The organism is Eubacterium sp. AM05-23 (genome assembly GCF_003477535.1).
Classification (GTDB): Bacteria; Bacillota; Clostridia; order Eubacteriales; family Eubacteriaceae; genus Eubacterium; species Eubacterium maltosivorans.
In genome coordinates this window covers 131,668-153,001 of record NZ_QUDF01000002.1, presented here as the reverse complement: position 1 = coordinate 153,001, position 21,334 = coordinate 131,668, and the positions used below count along the sequence as shown (strand labels likewise).

Below are 21,334 nucleotides of genomic sequence, written 5' to 3'. Positions count from 1 at the left end.
ATTTTTGGGAAAATCTTCACGAAAAAGAGACTGAAGCCGCATATGTATACGAAATCAGCCTGTTTTTTTGGTAAATTTTCCTTGTTTTTTTGTAAAGGCTTTACATCCGGTAAGTTGGATTCGGGAATCCTGGGCGAAACGCCTCGATAACAAGATTCTCAGCGTTGAACCCAAGGCTTTCACCCAGCGCATTCACCTTTTCATGGGTATATTTTTCAAGCAGTACAGGATCGACAGCTGCTCTCAGATTAATGGTCAGCTGTCCTTTTTTCATTTCCTGCCCCAGGGTCTGGTCCAGTTCCACCGGCTGCCGGACACCCACACAGCTCAGCTTTGACGCTCCCTTGTCCGTATCTAAATAGAGTTTAAGGTGGCCGATTTCGCCGCCTTCCTTCGCTACAGCTTCTTTCAGAGCCTCGCCGAGCGCGCTCATCAGAGCATCGCCATTTACGGTGTCTTTGGCATTTATTTCAGCCTTGGCATTCAGCCAGCCCATTTCGGCCTCTGCGTTGCCGTAGGTCTCATAGACAACCTCCATTTTTTTTGCGTTTGAAGCGGCAATATCCGCTGACAGGACTGCCAAGAGCCAGGTTTCAACACCCTTGCCTTCTCGCGCAGAAATTTCCATTACTCGGCTCGCCGGGTATTTTTCATTTAAATAGCCGACCAGTTTTTCTTTGTCGCCATCGTCGAGTGTGTCGACTTTGTTTAAAACAATAAAATCGGCTTCCTCCATCTGCTTATCCATAATGTAATACACACCTTCTGAGAAGGCTTCGGTATTATTTTCCATAAAATCCTTCAGGCGTCCGGGTTCCACCAAAACAGAAAGGGGCAGGACATAAAGTTCGCCGGCTTTTCCCTCTTTAGAGGGTTTCATGATCGTTGAAACCAGGTCTGTGCAGCTCCCAACTGGCTCTGCCAGAATAAAATCCTCCTGGCGCATCTCATCCACGCGCTCTGCGAAGCCTGGATAGTTACAGCAGAAGCAGCTTCCGGTCAGCTCTGTGACCTCCAAATCATGATTCTCAACATACTGAGTATCCACCAGATAATCGGTCTGATCATTTGTAATAAGACCTACTGTATTACCAAGTGTTTTAAGTGTTTTAGCCACTTCAATCATTGCCGTTGTCTTTCCGGCGCCTAAAAATCCGCCAATTACCATTAGCTTTGTCATATTGATCACTTACTCCTCTGTCAGATTAGAACATTTATTAGATTAAGTACACTAAATGTTTTATTCAATTATATAACCTTTTTCAGAAAATGAATTGTAAATTATTACTTTATTTAGGTAGATTTTTGATAAAATCGTCTATCCCAATATTCTGTGAATCTTTACTAAAAACAAAAAAAGCCCAAATAATGGGCTTTTTAAGTGTTTTTAGAGGTATACGTCGTTTTGGCGTGTACCGAATTATGCCGATCGCCTTTCTGTTTTTCGAAACTCACAGCCAGTATTTGAACAAAGGCGGCAGTCGTGATCCACCTCAGCCGTACAAATTTCATGGTCAGCGCCGTATACATATCCCAGGGTCTTTATGGGATTGTACATATAACCCTCTGTAATATCCACCGCCAGCTGACGCCGTCCATCCACAATCTCTAAAATTTCCTTCTGAAAATGGATCGGGATCAGCTGATCATCTGGAGCAAAACGGACCGTCAGTCCAAATCCTCTGCGTGTACAGACATCTTCTCTGATAATCTGATAAAAATCATTTGACAGATCAAATAGAACCTGGTCGGCGATGCTGTCAATCATCAACCCCTTCAGATAATCCTTTTCCATAAAATAAGCGGTGCAGCGTTCACTGATCCCTGGCCCAAGCGTAACCATGCTGCATACCAGATGGCTGAGGCCTGCAAGGTCTTTATGGATCAGCGTCCCTATTTCATTAGAAACAAGCTTATAAATTCCACGCGTCTCGATAAGCCTCGGCAGCTCTTCTGAAAGCTCATCATATGCCTTTTCATACTCATTAAAATTCCAGAGATCCCTGCGAATATGCATTTGTTCAAACAGCTTTTCCCGATCTAAGCGTACAGGTATTCCTCTATAGCATCCCATCTTTTTCTCTCAATTTCTTTTCAAACATGAACAATCTGCACCGGATTACCGCAGGCTTCCAAAAACTTTTTCAGACCTTCTACACTAAAGTGAACTGTGGCTGTATTGACATTGGGGTGAAAGTTCACAAAGTCCTGATCCACGACGTCCTGGTCAATATAAACCTCTACCTCATGCTCCTGATCATTAATAATACCAAAAACAGAGACGGCTCCGGTGGTGACGCCCAGATATTTGAGAAGCCGTTCCTCAGAAGCAAAGCTCAGATTGCTGATTCCAATCTGTTTGCCAAATTCCTTGATATTCATCTGTTTTGACTCTTCTAGAATCACCAGGATGTGCCGGTTCCCTTTTTTGTTGCGCAGTAAAAGGTTTTTACAGTGCGCCCCTTTCACGCCATCCATATATTGCTCCAGTTCATCACAGGTGTACACAGGCGGATGCTCAATTACCTGATACTCTACACCAAGCCCGTCCAAAAAATCATATACCTTTTTCGCTTCAGTTTCCATTATTATTCCCTCTTTCTGATTTTTTCTTTCTAAAATACCCTTCAAAGGCGATAAGCAGAATAACCGCAAACATCATCAGGCTCCCCAGAAAACTGTAGGCTGTCAGAGGCTCCCTGAAAATGACAACACCGCACAAAAGCGCCACTACAGGCTCAAGCACACAGATCATCGCCGCATAGGTCGGACCAATGGCACGAATGGCAACCGTCGAAAAGCCAATACCGATAATCGACAAAACGGCCACCCCCAGCATTGACAGATAAGCAGCGGACTCGAGACTGACAAGGTGAAGTTCTCCTTTTATCATGCCCCAGGCACCAAACACAAGTACCACCACCAGCGCCAGATAAAAAAGCAAGTTGAGCGGGTCCAGCTCTTTGATACTGCTTTCACTGACACTGACCATATAAAGACCAAAGGCCGCACCGGATAAAAGTGCGATGAGCATTCCCACAGGGTTTACTGTAAAATTAAATTCCATGAGAAATGCAATCCCCAGACAGGTCAGAACCAAAGCAATAGCCTTTACGCCGGTCATTTTCTCCTTATAAAAAACAACCATAAAAAGCGCAACAAACAACGGATATGAAAAGTGAATCATGGTGGCCTGACTCATAGGCATGAAGATATAGGATTCGGCCAGCAGAAAAATCGCTCCACCATAACCGATAACGCCGTATATCAGCAAATCCTTAACCTGACTCTTTGTGGGCTTTACAAGCTTTTTCCTGACTGACAGATAAGCGCCGATCACCAGAAAAATAATCAAAAACCGGCTGACCAGTATGGTATCGCTGGTTACTGACAGATTGACCAGATTCTTAGTGAAAAGTGAAATAAAGCCATAGGCCATAGCGCCGATCACAGCAATAATGATTCCCTTAAACATTTTTCTCCCCTTACTTTTCCAAACATACCTCCGCAGTCTTATTTTAAATTATATTTTTTAAGCTTATAGTATAGCTTCTGTCGGCTCATGCCCATCTGCTTGGCGGTTTTCGCGATATTCCCGCCATTTTTGGTCAGGCTTTCGATTATAAACTCTTTCTCTTTTTCCTTCAATTCCTCAAAAATATTCTGTCCTTTGTCAATCGAGACTGATGTTCGTATCTCGCCAGGCTGTTCCGGCTGCCCTTCGTAATTTCCGATTTTATCCTCACCCAAAATGTATTTGGGCAGATGCCTTATACCAATATAGGTCTCATCCGGATCGATAACGTTCATGGCGGATTCCAAAAGATGGCGGAGCTGTCTGACATTTCCAGGCCAGCTGTAATGATCGAAAAGCTGTTTAACTTCTGAATCGACTCCAATGATTTTTTTATCGAACTGTTTATTATACATCTCGATAAAATATTTCGTCAGCAGGCTTACATCATCCAAGCGCATCCTCAGTGACGGGATTACAATATAGACAACAGCCAGCCGGTAAAAAAGGTCGCTTCTGAAATTATTATCCTGAATCGCCTGTGCAGGATTTTCATTACAGCTTGAAATGATCCGCGCACTTACATGGATCATTTTGTTTGATCCAAGGCGTGTGACGGTCCGTTCCTCCAAAACTCTTAAAAGCTTTGACTGAAGAAACAGGGACATGGAATTGATTTCATCCAGAAAAATAGTTCCGCCGTCCGCTTCCTCAAAAAGTCCCGGCTTGTCGGTCGCGCCGGTAAAGGAACCTTTTGTCGTCCCGAACAGCAGGCCTTCCAGCAGCGATTCTGGTATGGCCGCGCAGTTAATGGCCAGAAACGGCTTGTCTCTCCTTGTACTGTAGGCGTGGATACTCTGGGCAAACATTTCCTTCCCTGTCCCGGTTTCGCCGATGATCAGGATATTGGAATCGGTCTGGGCGGCCTGTTTGGCGGACTGGATGCTTTTCGCCAGCTCCGGATTCACTGTGATAATACTGTCGAAGGTATAGCGTGTCTGTTTGGACTCATAGTTTGGCTGAGTGGTGATCGTTTTGATCCGCTCTTTGCTGGTTTGTTTTTTCTCTTCATCCAGCGTCTGAAGAATCCCATTGTAGTCACGGACAATAGCAGCTGAGCCGAATATCTTTCCATGATAATAAAGCGGAATCACTGAGGTCACACAATCCACGAAGGTCCCTGCCTTGGTATAGTAGCCTTGTCTCACATTTTCGATTGGCTTTTGTGTTTTCAGCACTCTTAAAAGCAGACTGGATTCATAATCCAGCGCGTAGATATCCATGGCGTGCCTGCCGATAACTTGTGAAGGCTCATAGTTATCGATTTTTCCCTGAGCCTCATTATAAACGATTATCTTACCATCCTGATTAACGGCGTGAATCCCATCCTTACTGAACTGCACAATGGTTTCCAAAAGGCTGATTCGGGCATTCTCCAAACCTACCACCTCAAAAATCCAGATATTCAGCTTCGTTTCTTCTCCAAAATTCATGCTCTTAAACCGGACATTCACCTGGTTTTTATCAAGATCATAGAAGTATTCAGAGTCCTCATCAATTCCATACTTCAAAAACAGCTCCTCAAGATGAATTTCCAGAGTATCGCTAACATTTAAATGAAAAATTTCTAAAAAGCGGTCATTGAATTTGACAATTTTACTAAACTGGTCTGTTATAACCAGACCCTTGTATCTTAAATCAATAAAATCGATGAATTCCTGAATTGTATCGTTTACTTTTTTGTCTATTTTTGTCATTATCAATACCTCCTTTAGAAACCGTTTGAAAACTAAGTCGCTGCAATCATTATAACAATTTTAAAAATTGGATAAAAGGGGCGAACGAATCCACCCCTTTATTCCATCACTCAATTTTCTCAACACTATTTCCACTGGCCTCTGCTTCAGCTGCGGCGATCCTTTCCAGCCGCTCCTTTTCAGCCGTATCATAAACAGAAAGGTCGCCTTTACTGTAAATATCATATTCGTCAAGCCGTTTCATCGATTTGAAAAATGACGCCATCATAAAGACCATAATCACACATAGCGGCAGCCCACAGACAATAACGGAAGTCTGTAAAGCGTCTGTTCCGCCGGAAATCAGCAGGGTGTATGCCGCCAGAGCCATGATAGCGCCCCAGAAAATACTGACGATTCTCGGAGGACTTGCTTCACCGGTTTCATCTTCAAATTCCTTAAGTGTCATGGCCGAAATAGACATAGTCATTGATTCGGCAAGGGTAACAAATGACAGGATAACAATGAGCAGGGCAATAACGTTCATAAATTTGCTCCAGGGCAGCTGGTTAAAGAACGCGTAGAGAGCCATATCTGAGCCTACCTGTTCAACGATTTGTCCAATGCTTGTTCCGAAAAATTTTTCAAGAATAATGCTGCCGCCGCCAAACACGCCGAACCATACAAAGGAGAATACCACTGGCGCAATCAGATTAACTGTGACAAATTCCCGAATTGTCCGGCCATAAGCCAATTTGACCAGGAATAAACCAATCAGCGGCGCAAAGACCATCCACCAGGTATTGAAGAATACATTGTTTGCTCCTACCCAGCCGGTTCTGGCAATTGGGTCTAGAAACAGAGAAAGATTAATAAATTCATTAAAGTACTGGCCGATGGCGGTAATGGTTAACTCCGTAACGCCAATGGGATCAACGACAATGAATGAAAAGATTAAAACGAAGAAGTATAAAACAGTGTTCAGATTACTGATATAGGTAATCCCTTTGTGCAGTCCAGAAATACTGGAAGCTGTGTAAAACACCGTCATGATGGCGATAATAATCAGCCAATTGACCATATTGCTCTCAAAGCCGATAATCGTATCCAGCCCGCGGGCGATCTGCAGAGTCGCGAAGCCCAGAGATGTGGCGATCCCGCCGATAATTGCAAAAATAGCAACAGCATCGATAAAATTGCCGATGCCGCCATAGGTTTTTTCACCCAAAAGCGGATACAGGGATGTGCAGACGCGGTAACGCTTTTTCGCATTGTAGATTAAAAATACCACGCAAAGTCCTGCGGTCGTGTAGATGGCATAGGGATGCAGACACCAATGCAGAAAGGTATATTTTAAAGCGTTCAGAATCGCACCGGAGGACAGGGGTTCTACGCCCAGGAATGCCGGAGGATTGTAAACAAAGCTGATGGGTTCATAAACGCCATAATAATTGATGCCGACAGCAATCCCAGAGGTTAAAGCGATGGCAAACCAAACCGGTTTGCTCATTTTGGGCTTTGCATCAGGCCCCCCCAGCTTGATTTTACCAAATTTACTGAAGCCGGCCCACAGGCAGAAGATAACCATAAAGAAAGCGGCCGGTGTAATAAACCACGAAAAATATTTCAGAACAAAATTCAATGCCGCATTGGCACCATTGGCAAAGGTCTGCGGTGCAATGCAGCCAAAAGCCACAAAAATAACAAGGGCGATTCCTGATGAAAAGAATACCCATTTATTTACAATATCAAAGAATCCCTTCTTTTCTGTTGTTTGCTGCTTATCCATTTTTCCCCTCACTTTCATAATTCATTTTATGCCACAAGGAACATTATAGAGGAATTAAGGCAGATTGTCATCTGCCTTAATTCGAGATACACACCTTCTTAATTGTATTTAGCGATTAAAGCTTTCAGGATATCGTCGCAGTCCTTGCTGACATCTGACGGGATTGTTTTAGGCTGATGATTTTCAAGAATATCTCTGACTTTCGCATTGGCGAGGTCTTTAAGCTCTGGCTTTCCATCTGCTTCCCAGTTGGTGTACACTTTTCGGTTAAATAACTGTGGCAGCCACCATTCGGTTTTAAACTTTTCAAAAGTCTGGCGTTCAGCTAAGAAGTTTCCGCCTGGTCCGACATTCTTGATAATATTGACAGCCAAAGACTCGTCTGTCACTTCGATACCGCGGATGATCTGCTTGGTCTGTCCAATGATCTCATCCGCGATGACAAGGGCTTCCATAGAGGTTAACAGGCCAGATTCCATATATCCGACATCGTGGATTAAATTACCGCCGTAAAGCGCAGACATGAGGATACTGGTTGCCTGATCAATACCATGCTGCTGGTCGAGACATTTGGAATCTGAACAGCCGGCCGTTGTGAATACCGGAAGGTTATAAAACTGAGACATCTTGCTCAGACCACCCTGCAGCAGGTTAAATTCTGGTGAGCTGTAGGTAATCTGCATTGAGGACATATCCACACAAGTACAGACGCCGCCCATAATATAAGGTGCACCTTCTTTGATCAGCTGATTGATTACCAGACCGGACAGGGATTCCGCCAGCTCGACTACCATCGTTCCCGCCAGTGTAACCGGTGCAGTCATGCCTGCCTGAGCAGCGGAGGTGTAAACAGCTGGCAGCCCGTGCTCTGCCATGGTCATCATAACATCCAGGCCTTCGTTTTCGTGAATCAGCGGAGTGATCGGTTCGGAATAAACAGAGAAGAATGGATACTTTTCAAGCTCTTCATAACTGCCGCGAACTTTTGCGCCCATATCGATCATTGCCTGAACATTGTCTCGGTTATATGCCCAGTGTAAGATTGGCTTCGGAGAGTTTTCAAACATCGCCTTAAAGCAATAGACATCTAAAACGCTGGTTTCAACACCATCAATGGTTCCAAAGTCCATCAGATAGTCAATATTCGGAAGGGCATCCATTACCTTCACAGCCTTGCAGGTATCTTCATAATGAGGAATTTTTCTTTCTCCGGTATATGGGTCCAGCGTATTGATAACGGTTGGTCCAGGTCCGTAATAAAAACGCTTGCCGCCAAGGATCATCTTGGATTCCATATCCTGGGAATAAAGAGTTACCTGAGAAGGCGCGGATTTTATAGCACTCTCAACCATTGCAGCAGGGAATCGAACGCGTCTGCCATCAACGAAGGCTCCTGCTTTTTTTAGAATTTCCAGCGCCTTGTCATTATAAACATCAACCCCGACTTCCTTTAACACCTCTAAAATTGCCTGATGAATCATTGCGCATTGATCATCGTTAAAAACTTCAATACCTAATTGTTGTCTACTTGTGTAGTTGCATAAGTTATCCATCGTTTTCTCCTTTTTCTTTTGATCAACAAATGCGATCGTTTTAACATAAACCTTTTGGAGTGATGTTAATGCAAGACCCGTGCCATATTCGTAAAATTTTTTGAAAAAGCAGTAGTCTTATCCGGGATTAATGATTTTCTAACCTTTATATACAAAAGTTTCCTGCCTGCCGCAAAATTTTATTCCAGTTTATTAAGAAAGATTTTCGATTGAAAACGTATTAAATTATTTGAATAAAAAACGTCAGCTTTGTCAAAAAATGTAAAAATTATTTTGACATTTTTTACACTTGCCAAAAACGTTAAAAAAATAACAAAAAAACGGTGGTAATCTTTTTAGTTTTGTCAAAAAATGTAAAAATTGTTATTATTTGTCAAAAAAATGTCCGGTTTTGATACGCATTTTTTGTTCAGCGTTCTCTTTGATTTTTTTCTTAACACTTTTCTGAAAATACTTTTTCGTTGTTATTTATTAGGTAATCAAAGTTTAAGACCTTTTCTTTTTACGAAAAACAAAAAGGTTGGCACGAGTATTGCGTCTCTTAGCCAGCAAACATAAACTTTTTTAATCTATCAACTTTTGGAGGGAATATATATGAATTTTGATCACGCTTATTTTGAACAAGACAGAGAAAACATTGCAAAGAAACTGGATATTGGCAAAGAAATCATTTATCTGACAAAACCAGAATGTGAAAATATCGGCCTCACCCGCGATGATATTCTGGATATCACTAAAAAAACGCTGATTTCCCACGGAAAAAAAGAATTTGAGATGCCTGCAAAAATCGGCGTCCACCCCTGGACAGAAGTCTTTTTCCATGCAATGCCAGCCTATGTGCCAGAACAAAGAGCCATTGGATGCAAATGGATCGAATGCTACCCAAACAATCCCAAAAAGTATAATCTTCCACAGACGACTGGCCTTTTGGTATTGAACGATGTGCTTTCCGGCGTTCCTGTTGCAGTGATGGACTGTGCCTGGATTACCGCCATGCGTACACCGGCCGTTACAGTCCTGGCCGCCGCTGCCCTTCATCCAGACGCTGAAAGCTTTGGTATGTTCGGCTGTGGTGTACAGGGGATTGAGCATGTGCGCTATGTCACCAGAACACTTAAAAAACTGAAAAAAATTTATGTATATGATGTCGTGGAAGCAGCTGCAGATAACCTGATTAAAATTGTTCAGCCTGAAATCGATGTTGAAATCGTCAAGGCCGCTTCGCCTCAGGAAATTGCTGAAAAATGTGAAGTCATGAGTTCAGCCACTATCATCCTGAAGGATCCCTTATGTGTTGTTAAGGACGAGTGGATCTCAGCCGGACAGACCATTGTTCCCTGCGATATGAACACCTTCTTTGACCTTAAAACGCAGTACCGGGCAGACAAATACATTGTCGACAGCATCGACGAGCATGAGCTGTTTGCAGAGATGGGTTACTTCCCGGCTGATAAGGGGCTTCCAAAGGTTTACTGCCAGACAGGCGAGATTCTCGCCGGCCTAAGCGAAGGCCGTACCTCCAATGATGAATTGATTGTCTGCAGCAATATCGGGATGTCTGTCTGTGATATGACGGTTGCCCGCGCAATCTTCGATATCGCTCTTGAAAAGGGAATTGGCCAGAAGCTTGCCCTGTAAAAACATTCTTTTATAAAATTTAGAAAAAGTGAGGATAAAATTATGAGTAACTATGCAATGATCAGCGATTATGTTGTAAATGGAAATGAAAACGGCGTTGTCAATGAAGTTAATGCCGCCCTATCTGGCAATGCAGCACCTCTTGAAATTATCAATGAAGGCCTGCTGACTGGCATGAATGTTGTCGGTGAAAAGTTTGCGAACGGCGAAATGTTTGTTCCTGAGGTTTTAATGGCAGCCCGCGCCATGAACGCCGGCATGGACATTGTCAAACCGCTTCTGGTCGAAGGCGACGTTACATCACTGGGCACTGTTGTCATTGGCACTGTTAAAGGCGACCTCCACGACATCGGCAAAAACCTGGTTGTTATGATGCTTGAAAGCGCTGGTTTCAAAGTTGTCAATCTTGGTGTTGACGCTAAAAAAGAAGCCTTTGTTGAAGCTGCCAAAGAAAACGACGCAGATATTGTGGCCATGTCCGCCATGCTGACAACCACCATGACCTACATGGACGAAATTATCAAAACCTGTAAAGACGCAGGCATCGATGCTAAATATATGATCGGCGGCGCGCCAGTAACGCCAGCTTACGCTGAAAAAATCAGCGCAATCTACACTGCCGATGCGTCAACTGCGGCCGAAAAAGCAAAAGCACTGGTTTAAAAGCTGAAAATCATACCATTTTGACAAATTCTTAAACTAAAAAATCCTGCCCACTCTGCTTGTCTTCCTCTTTCTAAACAGGGTGGGCCCATTGATGCGGCTGCCGTTAGGATACCGTTGCATCCGAGAATTCAAAAACACTGGAGGAATCCACAAATGTATATTAATCGAAAATTTTATGAAAATTATATCTCTACCCGCGATGTTGAACTTCTGCATGAATACACCCTGAAAGTTTTAAAAGAAGTGGGTGTCTCCTTCAATTGCGAAGAAGCATTGGATATTTTCAAAAACCACGGCGCAACAGTTGAAGGAAGCATTGTTAAATTCGATGAATCCTTATTAAACGCAGCGCTGGAAACGGTTCCCAAAACCTTCACCATTCACACATGCAGCGGTGAAACCCCAATCGGTGAACCTTTCCGCCCCAAAACAGTCGGCTGCTACGGTCCGTCCAAATTTCTATTTGAGGATGATACCTACCGTGTCGCCCAGATGGCGGACATGATTAAATTCCTGAAGCTCATGGACACCAGCGATGTGACTGATTTTGTCAACAACGCGGCTTTCGATACGCCAGACCTGGACAAAAGCCAGGATGATTTCTACCTGCCTCAGGTCGCCATGTGCCTGAAGTATTCTAAAAAGCCAACCTACGGCAATGTGGCCAACAGCCTGAACACTCGCGGCAAAAGCCTGAAAGAAGCAGCCCGCGGCATTGCAAATCTATACAAAGAGTTTTACGATATCTGGGATAAGCCAGTCCTCCTGACCAACGCGTGTGCCCTCTCGCCCCTTGGTTACTCCTACGAGGTGCTGGATAATATTATCGGCTTATGCGAAGAAGGCCAGCCTGTAACCATTATCACCTGTTCCATGACAAACATGACTGCCCCAGCAGCGCTGCTCGGAACGGTGATCCAGAACAACGCCACCATTCTGGCTGGTATCGTCTTGACCCAGCTCATCAATCCAGGCGTGCCTGTTATCTACGGCTCGGTCTCGAGCGCTACGGATATGCGTGAGGTGGCTCTTGCCATTGGCGCGCCCGAAGCACAACTGATCCAGATGTCTTCTCTGGCGCTGGCACGTTATTACCAGATTCCTGTCCGCGTTGGCGTAGCGGGAACCGACGCCATGAAACCAGACTACCAGGCCGGTGTCGAAACCTTTATGAACCTGATGACTACTTATCTCGGCAAAGCGGACTTTATTCTGCACCATGCAGGCATTCTTCAGTCCTATGCCCTTGGCAGCTATGAAAAATTCGTACTGGATGAGGAAGTCAACCGGATTATGCTCCGCTTGAACAAAGGCATTGACATTTCTGACACTAAAGCAGAAAAAGTTTTTGAACAGATTAAAAAAGCAGGTCCTCTTGGCAACTATCTGTCTGGCAGAACCCCGAAGGAATACCGTCAGGAACACTACCTGACCAAGCTTTTTAACCGCGCCGCCGGCGAACCAAACGCCATCTTCGAAAATATCGGCGAGCTTCGGGAACGCGCGGTAAAAGAAATTGACGAACGGGTTGCAGGCTACACGCTGCCCGATCTAACGCAAACACAGAAACAAATTTTAAACAAATTTTTACCTGAATCTGAAAAATTCTAAAACCTCAGAAAAATCCCTCTTTTCAAAACCGGTATGCCGCCCCAGAAAGCATACCGGTTTTATTTTTGTTATTGATTTCTATGAAATATATTTATAAGTTTGATACAATTATTCTATTTTCAATTCGTTTACAATTTTGTAATAAATATAAAATTATTTTTTTGCTTTTATAAATTTTTTGATATATTTGGGTGTTTTAAAGGATTTTTATGGTATTTTTCAACAAAACTTTTGTAGATATTTTCAAAATATGATATAATAGTAAATAATAAAGACAGAAAGGACAGGAAGGCTGATAATTCTATGAAAGCAACTATTTTTAAAGAAGACCACCAGTTGAACCTCGAGGCCATTGAAGAAATTCTCACCTCATTTTATTACGCGACAGATGTTCCGGTAACTTTGTATGACCAGAGCACCCAGCCGTTGGGCACCTACTTTGAGGATAAAAAAATCTGCCGGTACTTTAATCAGTCCGAGACCGAATCCAGCCTCTGTCCAAACGCACTGCACTTTGCCGCCACCTGGGCGCACCGGCTTGGAGAGCCTTATATTTTCGTCTGTCCTTCAGGCTTTGTCAATATTGCCATCGCTATCCTGGACGACCAGCAGTTTGCTGGCTCCGTCATTGCCGGCCCCATTGCCATGGGAACCATTGAGGAGAGCACCATCCGCGATATGTTCACCATCCACCAAGCCTCGCCCGAGGTACTCTACAACACGACCCTCTTTATTCGGAATATGAAAATTTTTACCCCTTCCCAGGTAAATCATCTTGCCAGGCTTTTAAACGCGGCGATCCTGAGCCTGTACCCCAACACAGAAGCCTACGAGAAGCTAAGCTCTGAATACCACGATCAATCCGAAATTGGGGAACGCATTCACGAGCATAAAAAGAACAACATTCCGCTGGTTTATCCCTATGAGAAGGAACAGGAGCTGGTGCGGCAGGTGAAGGAGGGCGACCACGAGGGCGCTCAGGTAACCCTCAAATTTTTAGTCAATGAAATTTTGCTGATTGAGGGCGGCAACCTTGAGGTTATCAAAGCCAGGATTTTAGAGCTTGTCACCATTCTCTCCCGCGCTTCGGTAGAGGGCGGCGCCTCTCTTGAAAAGATTTTCGGACTGAATCTTGATCTGATCACTGAGCTCAATAAAATTGACAGCATTCAGGTTCTCAGCTCATGGACCGTTAAAATTATTGACCATTTCACCAAAAATATTTTTAATAATATTTATTCTGGGGACTCTTATCTGATCAACCAGGCCATTGAGCACACAAGAGCTAATTATATGAACAAAATCACGCTTCAAAAGCTGGCAGACTACCTGCATGTCTCAGACTCCTACCTGTCCAAGCTGTTTAAGGAAGAAACGGGCATCAGCTTCACGCAGTATCTCAACGAAATTCGGATCAACCGGAGCAAGGAGCTCCTGCAGAACACCAAAATGAGCATCGTCGAGGTGGCGCTTTTTGTCGGCTATGAGGATCAGAGCTATTTTACAAAAGTTTTTAAAAAAATTACCGGTATTACGCCAAAGAAATACCGGTCAGGAAAAAAATAAAACAGGAAACGCCTAAGCCACTCCTCCGAGTGGCTTTAATTGAAAGTTGTCCAGCGCCTCATTGATTTCGTCCAGGTCAAAGACGCGCTGCTCCACACAGTAGCGGATGATCAAATCAAAGGTCTCGCTGCCGGAAAGGGCATAGCCGGCCTCGGACAAGAGGGCCTCCAGCTCGGCCAGATCGGCTTCCAGCGCAATTCCCAGAGCGATGACCGTAGCCTTTGACGGATGATATTCCGGGTCACTGCGAATTTTCGAAAAAAGACGCCGGTCTATACCTGCCCGATGGTAAACCGCACTGTCTGAGACGCCTTTTTCATCGATCATCGCGAAAAGCCTTTTGGGAAATCCCGGCCCTTTATGGCGCTCAATATAGCTGTCCAGGCTGGCTGCTGAAGCCTCAGAATGGCAGGTACTGAGCCCTTCGCCTTCCATATTGTCCTGATTGTTTTCTGGAATATCCATCAGCTTTGCTTTCAAGCTGCGCGTACATACTGCCGCGAAGCTTTTTTGTTTTTTTCTGGCTGCTTCATCGACAGCTTGCCTCTGCTTTGTCTCTACAAATTTTCTGAGCCCGGATAAAAAATTTTGTGACAGCATTATAACCTCCGATGTCGCCTTGCAGGCGACCATTTTTTCTTTTAAAGATGTTATTATCATATCATAAAAAGAAAGGAGACGTCATCATGAATCCAAATTTGACAGAAATCATTTTTATACTGGACCGCAGCGGCTCAATGGCAGGGCTGGAGGCTGACACCATTGGCGGCTATAACCAGTTTTTAAAGACCCAGTCCCAAAAGTCCGGTGAGCTTCGTGTCACCACTGTTCTTTTTGATCATGAATACGAGTGTCTGTACCAGAGCATTTGTCCCGAAAACGCTGTGCTCACAGAGCGCCAGTATTTTGTCCGGGGCTGTACAGCCCTCTATGATGCCGTGGGCCAGGCTGTGACTCACACCAGGCGGCGCCTTGCCGAAACGCCTGAGCCCGAACGGCCCTCCAAGGTGATTGTCGTCATTACCACCGACGGCTGCGAAAACGCCAGTAAAGCCTATACGCATCAACAAATTCAAAATATGATCCGGCAGCAGCAGGAAAAATACAGCTGGGAATTTTTGTTCTTCGGCGCAAACATCGATGTGGAAAATGCCGCACAAACCATTGGCGTGCAGGCTGACAGGGCTTTTTCCTATGAAGCCGACAGTGCAGGTGTCTGCAAAATGATGGCAAGCGCCTGCGATATGGTTTCGACCCTCCGAGAAGCTCTATCCTGCAAAAATGACGCTGAGAGCAATTCGTGATTTCAAACAAAAATTTTCGGCCAAATTAAAAAAGCCCGAATTCCGGGCTTCTCATTCGTTTTATCGGTATACGCTGAAACAGCGTATACCGTTTTTGCTTTACTGGCTGTCTTTTGCCTTCAAACAGACCGGAATTCACAGCTGTAGTTTGAGCACAGACTGCAGTCATGATCCTTTTCCGCGATCTGTATATTTTTATCGGCGCCATATACATAGCCCATGGTTTTCAGAGGATTGTACATAAAACCCTCTGTGACAGAAACGTTTAAGCGTTCGCTGCCGCCTGCTTCCTCCAGAATAACCTTCTGATTTTGAATGGGAATAATATAGTCGTCGGGCTGATAACGAACCGTCAGCGCATAGCCCTGCTTCTCAAAAACATCCTCACGGATAACAGGATAAAAATCATCCGACAAATTAAAGAGCAGCTGGTCCGCAATGGAGTCAATCATCAGACCCTTCAGATAATCCTTTTCGGCAAAATAGGCGGTGCAGCGATCACTGATTTCCGCACCCAGGGTGACCATCGCATACACAAAGTGACTGACTTCGCAGAGCCCCTTGTGCATGGGCTCACGGCCATCTGCCTTTTTCAGGACATAAATTCCTCTGGCGTCAACCAGTTTTGGAATCTCCTCCGCGAGCTCGTTATAAGCGGTTAAAAACTCGTCGTAGTTTGACTGCGTTTCATCAATATGCATCCGTTTGAACACAATATCCCGTTCCATACGGATCGGAATATGATAAACCTTTTCCATTTTCACACCTCCTGCTCTCTATTATAACTCATTTTTCCGCTGCGACCAATGCCTCTTCTGTGTTTTCGCGGGTAATAAAAATCACAGACAGCGTCATCAGGATTGAGCCAATCCAGGTATTCATATTGTAGGGATCGCCAAAAATCAAAATCCCCAGAATTAAGGACACTACAGCCTCAAAGGAAATAATCAACGAGGTTTTCGTCGACCCGATACATTTGATCGAGTAAGCGACTGCCCCCAGCACAAAAACCGTTACTGCCCCGATGCAGGTTCCCATTAAAAGCTGCGGAACATCAACTGCCAGAAACTGCGGCGTGCCCGCCAGGAGTCCCTGTATAAAAAAGAAAACACAGCTGAAGCCTGAGAGGTAAAAGACAATGACCAGATTATCCAGCGACTTGACGCTGCTTTTCTGTATCCCCACCAGATAGATGGCGTAGGCCAGACCCGACCCTATGGCCAGCATACTGCCCAAATTAAAAAGCTCCAGACTGAAATTCATCAGGCAAAAGATTCCGAGAATGGCCAGCGACAAAGAGACTGCCTTTACTCTAGTCAGTTTTTCTTTAAAAAGTATGGTCATGATGACCAGCACAAACAGAGGATAGGTAAAATAAAGCATGGTCGCCAGCCCCATGGGCAAAAAATTAAAGGAGGTGGCCAGCAAAAAGGTCGATCCGCCATAGCCCGCCACGGTCAGCAGCACCAGCGTCACCAGCTGTCTGAGGGTAATCCGGCAATTCTGTTTTTTTATGATAAACCATATTCCTGTAATGATAAATACGAATAAAAAACGGTAAAACAGCACCTCCACAGAGGTCATGCCTGTGTTCATCATCCATTTTGTCAGCACCAGAATCCCGCCGCAGCTAAATGCCGCGGCAATCGAGGCGATTATTCCTAAAGACATATCAATATCACTTCCATTTTTTACATAAAGCCGTAATAAGGCCTTTGGGCAACCGCATTATGAACAAAATTGATCATCGTGATAAAATCAAACACTGGCAGATTAAACTCCGCCTGAATCGCTGCGGAATAAGGCGGCATATCGCTGCATTCCAAAAGAATGGCACCCACATCTTCATTTTCATCTAAAATTTCCCGGACCAGTCCTTTGAGTTCTTCACGAACAGCAGCATTGTCAAAATTGCCTCGACGTTCCATAAAGGCCGAGAACTCTGGAAGCTTTCCTGCGGATTTAATCACACACCGCTTAAAGACTTCCTCTGAAACATTGCATTCTGCAAATAATTCTTTTGTCAGATTCTTGCCATCTGCGCATAAAACGCCGATTTTCTGGCTGCTTTTAAGCCCTGCCGCAATCCATGACGCCTGAATCACACTGGATAAGTAAACTGGAATGTCCAATGCCTCGGCCACCTTTTTCTGGAAATGCCCAAAATAGCCGCATGCGCCGCAGATGGCGCGGCAGCCTTCCAGCTCCAGCTGTCTGGCTGTTTTAATCAGCTCTGGCAGAAGGCTTTCATCACCGCTGTGCATTCTGTTCTGGTCAGCGCCCGGTACCCACGCATGGCGTACCGGATAGCTGTAGGTACTTGCGTTGACCACATTTCCGGGAAGCAGGGGATAATGAACATCCAGCAGCATGATTCCAACCGTATACCCTGCAACCCATTGTCCCTTCGTCACATAAAAATGCTGATCCAGATCTTCCTTATCGCCCAGATAACCATAATTGCGTACAATTTCATCCATTCGCTTCTTCTCCTGATTCTAAAATCTCAATGTAGCCTTCATCACCGTTTACCAATACATAATCGCCTGTTTTTACCAGCTCAAAGACATTTTCCTCCAGATCGGTTACAGTAGGTACACCGGTAACCACTGCGGCCACACCGGTGCGGGAATCAATCTTGGGAAAAACCATTCCCGCCGGCGCCTTTCCGCTCATTTTGGCAGCATGGAAATGGCAGGACCAGCCATTCGAACCTTTTCCTCCAGATATGATTAAAATCGAACCGATGATGCTTTTGCCTTCAAAGGGATGTCCAATTTCCATAATCAGGCCAGTTTCTTCATCAATGCCTGACCAGCCCTGAATCGTCTCCTCGCTTACCATGGCAAACCCTTTGGTAATTCCGCCAACAGCACCGCGCCCTTTTATTTTTCTTCCCATTCCCTGACCTCCCAGTATCCGCTGACTGCACTCTCAAGACAGTCCTCAAGACTTCCGTAAAAGACATCCGCTTCGGTGCCCGGCGCAATATAGTGCGCCTGTTTAGCCGAGTCAAACCCGATATTTCTGGCTCCTTCAGGCATTTTTCCACTGGTCAGCGGACAGCTGCTGGTCAGCATAATGGCGCCGGATTCTTCAATGATTTTTGTGTAGCCGCACCGGTCAGCTGTCTCCTTAATCGGCGGGGCCGTCCAGACATGCAGAACGGTATTGTCCGCAATTTTCCGATTTTCTAAAAGTCCTGCGATCTTGCGAAGCTCCTCGATGCTGTAGTGCGGGCATCCCAGACTGATATAGTCAATGGATTGCTTTCCTGTTTTATACCCATTCAAAATCGCCCAGGATTCTTTCAAATCTTCGCCGGTAATTTCGATCACTGCCTGCGGTTCATTCCCGCCCAAAGCCATGTCCAGCGTTACGGCTTCCGGTGAAATTCCCACAAGATGACACATTTCAGGGCCTGCTGTGGTCGCCATAGCCGCAAAAAAGTATTTTACATTAAAAATATTGGGACGGTCCTGAAGTCCGTTAACGACAGGAACCGCGTGTGTCGGAAGCTTTCTGCCAATGGAATAGCCTAAAAGGTCCCAATCCATGCTTGATTTTATCCGGCATTTCACATTAAAAACATGGGTGCCTTTGCGGTTTTCCATTATATGGTTTCCCCATTTTGGCGTACGCCCACAGGCCGCCGCCCAAAATCCTGCCTCGAGGCCGTCAGAATTACCGCAGGCGCTCCACAATGAATTCATCAGCGTTACCGCGTGGGATTCACTGCTGACATAGTGCTCTCCCCGAAGCGGGATAAAACCGCACATATACGGGACACACGTCCCAACCATGTTAACGCCGCGGTCTCTATAATAGTCCAAATATTCCTGGTTCTTTTTTCCTTCCGCACCGCTCACGCCCATTTCGGCATAACGAGTGCTGTCCATTGGTCCGCAGTCGGACTGGCAGTAGCACACATAATCATCCTTTGGCATCTTCTCATCCGTACAAAACTGCATCTGGGCGACGGTTTCTTCAATATCGTCACTTCCGGCAGCGTTTAAATACTCGTGCGCGCCGCAGAAAACATGGGCCATTGTCACTTCGCACAGTTCCTCCGCACCCAGTACCCCTGCGTATTCCACGACCTTTTTCATCGCCTGCTGCTTGAGCGCTCCGTGGGCGCCCGAGAGCATTTCCTGTTCATATTCGGTCAGCTTGACCATTTCCTTTTCCATCCCTCATTCTATGACAGAATGCCTTTCCTATTTTACTTACTAAAAAGCCCCTTGGATTGTGACCAACGATCCAAAGGGCTACTATATATTTTTAGAAGGGTATATAACGAATCAATTTTTTTAAGCGGTAACCATCTGTTTAGCGGTTTCTACAGCCTGGGAAGCTTCGGCAGCATAGGTTGCACCGATTTTTTCGCTGAACACAGGGGTTAACGGAGCGCCGCCTACCAGGTAGCAGGCATCAACGCCGGCATCCTTGCAGCCGTTGATGATTTCTTCCATCACGGTCATGGTGGTGGTTAACATGGCGGACATTGCGACGATATCTGCGTTGTTTTCTTTTGCAGCAGCGATGAAATCGTCTGGTTTGGCATCGACGCCAAGGTCGACGATTTTGAAGCCAGCGCTTTCTAACATCATAACAACCAGGTTTTTGCCAATGTCATGGAGGTCGCCCTTAACGGTTCCGATAACAATGGTTCCAAGTGTCGGAAGATCGGTATCTGCGATCAGTGGTTTAACAATGGCCATACCAGCGTTCATGGCGCGTGCTGCCATTAATACTTCTGGGACAAACATTTCCCCGTTTTTGAATTTTTCGCCGACAACGTTCATGCCGCTTAATAATCCTTCGTTGATAATCGCAACTGGATCTGCTTTGTCAGCAACCATGGCGTTGACTGCTTCTACAACGCCGCTTTCGTTACCGGCTACAACCAGTTCCCCAAGATTTGCTAAAGTACTCATAATTTTCTCCTATTTTTCTTAATCAATTTCCCAATGATTTAGATTTCTTTTAATAATTTTTCGAGCTCAGCTGCTTCTTCATCTGCGATCACATAGGCGTGTTTGGAGTCGTCCGGGAATGCGCCGCTTCTGACTTCTTCGCAGTATGCTGTAAAGCCTTTTAACAATTCGCCGCCTACATCGGCATATTTCTTAACGAATTTTGGTGTAAAGTCATCATAGTAGCCTACCATGTCTGCGTAAATCAACAGCTGGCCGTCTGTGTAGGAACCTGCGCCGATGCCCAGGACTGGAATGCTTAGTTTTTCGGTGATGGCTTTCCCAACAACTGCCGGAACACCTTCGACTAAGATAAAGGCTGCGCCTGCTTCTTCGATCTTCATTGCCTGTTTTACCAGTTCGATGGCTGCGTCTGCGCTCTTGCCCTGGGCTTTGTAGCCGCCCATCTGAGCTGCGAACTGAGGGGTCAGACCAATGTGGCCCATGACTAAAATACCCACGTCGGCAATCGCTTTGATTCTTTCACAGACGGAATCGGTGCCGCCTTCTAATTTGATGGCGTCGACCAGTGATTCCTTGGTGAAGCGGCCGGCATTGAAAACAGCTTCTTCATCTGAAATCTGGTAGGACATGTAAGGCATATCCCCAACAATAAAGGTATTCGGCGCACCGCGTCTTACAGCTGAGCAGTGTGCGATCATGTCATCCATGGTTACGGGATAGGTGGTTTCGTGGCCCAGGGTAACCATCCCCAGGGAGTCTCCTACCAAAATCATGTCAACGCCTGCGCGTTCTTCATATTTAGCGGTCAGATAATCATAGCCTGTCAGATAAACGATTTTTTCGCCTTCAGCGGCCATTCTTCTAAAATCGATAATACTTCTTTTCACGATAGTCTCCTTTTACTTTTTGAGTTTCACAACTTTCCCAAAGCTCTCAAAATTTTCCGGTATATAACATTTCTTTTTATTTATTTCAAAAACAAGAGGGGGCCGGACAGCCGAGACTGTCCGGTATTCT

The 21,334-nt window shown here is 45.2% G+C and carries 20 protein-coding genes; 5 read left to right on the top strand and 15 right to left on the bottom strand.

Translation table 11 applies throughout. The features are described from left to right. Window positions 1-100 precede the first annotated feature (100 nt). The 7 genes from DW091_RS02945 to DW091_RS02915 form a co-directional block, all read right to left on the bottom strand. Complete coding sequence (locus DW091_RS02945; RefSeq protein WP_096918971.1) at window positions 101-1,180, bottom strand: GTP-binding protein; 1,080 nt, start codon at window positions 1,178-1,180, stop codon at window positions 101-103. Between the two features lie 240 nt (window positions 1,181-1,420). Beyond that, entirely contained in the window at window positions 1,421-2,074 is a 654-nt protein-coding gene (locus DW091_RS02940; RefSeq protein ID WP_118517363.1) for a 5-methyltetrahydrofolate--homocysteine methyltransferase, read from the bottom strand. A gap of 20 nt (window positions 2,075-2,094) precedes the next feature. Then, the gene (locus tag DW091_RS02935; protein WP_118517362.1) at window positions 2,095-2,586 is read right to left on the bottom strand and encodes a prolyl-tRNA synthetase associated domain-containing protein; all 492 of its coding nucleotides are present in this window, start codon (window positions 2,584-2,586) and stop codon (window positions 2,095-2,097) included. After that, a complete protein-coding gene (locus tag DW091_RS02930; RefSeq protein WP_074616604.1) occupies window positions 2,576-3,475 on the bottom strand; it encodes a DMT family transporter in 900 nt (299 codons plus the stop codon). The genes DW091_RS02935 and DW091_RS02930 overlap by 11 nt, the downstream gene beginning before the upstream one ends. Window positions 3,476-3,513: 38 nt before the next feature. Further along, window positions 3,514-5,271 (bottom strand): sigma 54-interacting transcriptional regulator, encoded by a 1,758-nt coding sequence (locus DW091_RS02925; RefSeq protein WP_096918973.1) that lies wholly within the window; start codon window positions 5,269-5,271, stop codon window positions 3,514-3,516. A gap of 106 nt (window positions 5,272-5,377) precedes the next feature. Further along, window positions 5,378-7,039, bottom strand: coding sequence for a BCCT family transporter (locus DW091_RS02920; protein ID WP_058695490.1), 1,662 nt, complete (start codon window positions 7,037-7,039; stop codon window positions 5,378-5,380). A 98-nt stretch (window positions 7,040-7,137) separates the two neighbouring features. Then, window positions 7,138-8,628 carry a trimethylamine methyltransferase family protein gene (locus tag DW091_RS02915; protein ID WP_224168738.1) on the bottom strand — a complete coding sequence of 497 codons (1,491 nt, stop codon included), beginning with the start codon at window positions 8,626-8,628 and terminating at the stop codon, window positions 7,138-7,140. Window positions 8,629-9,186: 558 nt separating this feature from the next. Between DW091_RS02915 and DW091_RS02910 the strand changes: the two genes are divergently transcribed. The 4 genes from DW091_RS02910 (at window position 9,187) to DW091_RS02895 (ending at window position 14,073) form a co-directional block, all read left to right on the top strand. Then, on the top strand, window positions 9,187-10,230 hold the full coding sequence (locus DW091_RS02910) for an ornithine cyclodeaminase family protein (RefSeq protein WP_118517361.1): 1,044 nt from the start codon (window positions 9,187-9,189) through the stop codon (window positions 10,228-10,230). Window positions 10,231-10,272: 42 nt separating this feature from the next. Continuing rightward, window positions 10,273-10,893, top strand: a complete 621-nt coding sequence (locus DW091_RS02905) for a corrinoid protein (RefSeq protein ID WP_118517360.1) — start codon at window positions 10,273-10,275, stop codon at window positions 10,891-10,893. A gap of 156 nt (window positions 10,894-11,049) precedes the next feature. Then, window positions 11,050-12,507, top strand: coding sequence for a trimethylamine methyltransferase family protein (locus tag DW091_RS02900; protein ID WP_096918974.1), 1,458 nt, complete (start codon window positions 11,050-11,052; stop codon window positions 12,505-12,507). Between the two features lie 303 nt (window positions 12,508-12,810). Next, window positions 12,811-14,073 carry a helix-turn-helix domain-containing protein gene (locus DW091_RS02895; RefSeq protein WP_058695495.1) on the top strand — a complete coding sequence of 421 codons (1,263 nt, stop codon included), beginning with the start codon at window positions 12,811-12,813 and terminating at the stop codon, window positions 14,071-14,073. A 12-nt stretch (window positions 14,074-14,085) separates the two neighbouring features. Here DW091_RS02895 and DW091_RS02890 read toward each other — a convergent pair whose 3' ends face one another. Continuing rightward, window positions 14,086-14,673, bottom strand: coding sequence for an XRE family transcriptional regulator (locus DW091_RS02890; RefSeq protein ID WP_118517359.1), 588 nt, complete (start codon window positions 14,671-14,673; stop codon window positions 14,086-14,088). A gap of 86 nt (window positions 14,674-14,759) precedes the next feature. Here DW091_RS02890 and DW091_RS02885 point away from each other — a divergent pair, with 86 nt between their 5' ends. Continuing rightward, window positions 14,760-15,377: a VWA domain-containing protein gene (locus DW091_RS02885; protein ID WP_118517358.1), complete on the top strand. Its 618-nt coding sequence runs from the start codon at window positions 14,760-14,762 to the stop codon at window positions 15,375-15,377. A gap of 119 nt (window positions 15,378-15,496) precedes the next feature. On the opposite strand, the gene DW091_RS02880 is transcribed toward DW091_RS02885, so the two are convergent. The 7 genes from DW091_RS02880 to panB all read right to left on the bottom strand — a co-directional run bounded on the left by DW091_RS02880 (window position 15,497) and on the right by panB (window position 21,204). Next, window positions 15,497-16,135, bottom strand: a complete 639-nt coding sequence (locus tag DW091_RS02880; protein WP_058695498.1) for a 5-methyltetrahydrofolate--homocysteine methyltransferase — start codon at window positions 16,133-16,135, stop codon at window positions 15,497-15,499. Window positions 16,136-16,163: 28 nt separating this feature from the next. Further along, window positions 16,164-17,048, bottom strand: a complete 885-nt coding sequence (locus DW091_RS02875; protein WP_096918977.1) for a DMT family transporter — start codon at window positions 17,046-17,048, stop codon at window positions 16,164-16,166. 20 nt (window positions 17,049-17,068) lie between these two features. Continuing rightward, entirely contained in the window at window positions 17,069-17,857 is a 789-nt protein-coding gene (locus DW091_RS02870; protein WP_058695500.1) for an aspartate/glutamate racemase family protein, read from the bottom strand. After that, window positions 17,850-18,278: a DUF126 domain-containing protein gene (locus DW091_RS02865; protein ID WP_074616596.1), complete on the bottom strand. Its 429-nt coding sequence runs from the start codon at window positions 18,276-18,278 to the stop codon at window positions 17,850-17,852. The genes DW091_RS02870 and DW091_RS02865 overlap by 8 nt, the downstream gene beginning before the upstream one ends. Continuing rightward, entirely contained in the window at window positions 18,263-19,567 is a 1,305-nt protein-coding gene (locus DW091_RS02860) for an aconitase X catalytic domain-containing protein (protein ID WP_199678122.1), read from the bottom strand. The genes DW091_RS02865 and DW091_RS02860 overlap by 16 nt, the downstream gene beginning before the upstream one ends. 120 nt (window positions 19,568-19,687) lie before the next feature. Continuing rightward, complete coding sequence (locus DW091_RS02855) at window positions 19,688-20,314, bottom strand: corrinoid protein (protein WP_058695503.1); 627 nt, start codon at window positions 20,312-20,314, stop codon at window positions 19,688-19,690. 38 nt (window positions 20,315-20,352) lie between these two features. Then, complete coding sequence (panB, locus tag DW091_RS02850) at window positions 20,353-21,204, bottom strand: 3-methyl-2-oxobutanoate hydroxymethyltransferase (RefSeq protein ID WP_038352949.1); 852 nt, start codon at window positions 21,202-21,204, stop codon at window positions 20,353-20,355. Window positions 21,205-21,334 lie beyond the last annotated feature (130 nt).

Bases quoted from the DNA above. Each gene is read 5' to 3' on its own strand.
- DW091_RS02945 (WP_096918971.1), bottom strand. From the start codon at position 1,180: ATGACAAAGCTAATGGTAATTGGCGGATTTTTAGGCGCCGGAAAGACA.
- DW091_RS02940 (WP_118517363.1), bottom strand. From the start codon at position 2,074: ATGGGATGCTATAGAGGAATACCTGTACGCTTAGATCGGGAAAAGCTG.
- DW091_RS02935 (WP_118517362.1), bottom strand. From the start codon at position 2,586: ATGGAAACTGAAGCGAAAAAGGTATATGATTTTTTGGACGGGCTTGGT.
- DW091_RS02930 (WP_074616604.1), bottom strand. From the start codon at position 3,475: ATGTTTAAGGGAATCATTATTGCTGTGATCGGCGCTATGGCCTATGGC.
- DW091_RS02925 (WP_096918973.1), bottom strand. From the start codon at position 5,271: ATGACAAAAATAGACAAAAAAGTAAACGATACAATTCAGGAATTCATC.
- DW091_RS02920 (WP_058695490.1), bottom strand. From the start codon at position 7,039: ATGGATAAGCAGCAAACAACAGAAAAGAAGGGATTCTTTGATATTGTA.
- DW091_RS02910 (WP_118517361.1), top strand. From the start codon at position 9,187: ATGAATTTTGATCACGCTTATTTTGAACAAGACAGAGAAAACATTGCA.
- DW091_RS02905 (WP_118517360.1), top strand. From the start codon at position 10,273: ATGAGTAACTATGCAATGATCAGCGATTATGTTGTAAATGGAAATGAA.
- DW091_RS02900 (WP_096918974.1), top strand. From the start codon at position 11,050: ATGTATATTAATCGAAAATTTTATGAAAATTATATCTCTACCCGCGAT.
- DW091_RS02895 (WP_058695495.1), top strand. From the start codon at position 12,811: ATGAAAGCAACTATTTTTAAAGAAGACCACCAGTTGAACCTCGAGGCC.
- DW091_RS02890 (WP_118517359.1), bottom strand. From the start codon at position 14,673: ATGCTGTCACAAAATTTTTTATCCGGGCTCAGAAAATTTGTAGAGACA.
- DW091_RS02885 (WP_118517358.1), top strand. From the start codon at position 14,760: ATGAATCCAAATTTGACAGAAATCATTTTTATACTGGACCGCAGCGGC.
- DW091_RS02880 (WP_058695498.1), bottom strand. From the start codon at position 16,135: ATGGAAAAGGTTTATCATATTCCGATCCGTATGGAACGGGATATTGTG.
- DW091_RS02875 (WP_096918977.1), bottom strand. From the start codon at position 17,048: ATGTCTTTAGGAATAATCGCCTCGATTGCCGCGGCATTTAGCTGCGGC.
- DW091_RS02870 (WP_058695500.1), bottom strand. From the start codon at position 17,857: ATGGATGAAATTGTACGCAATTATGGTTATCTGGGCGATAAGGAAGAT.
- DW091_RS02865 (WP_074616596.1), bottom strand. From the start codon at position 18,278: ATGGGAAGAAAAATAAAAGGGCGCGGTGCTGTTGGCGGAATTACCAAA.
- DW091_RS02860 (WP_199678122.1), bottom strand. From the start codon at position 19,567: ATGGAAAAGGAAATGGTCAAGCTGACCGAATATGAACAGGAAATGCTC.
- DW091_RS02855 (WP_058695503.1), bottom strand. From the start codon at position 20,314: ATGAGTACTTTAGCAAATCTTGGGGAACTGGTTGTAGCCGGTAACGAA.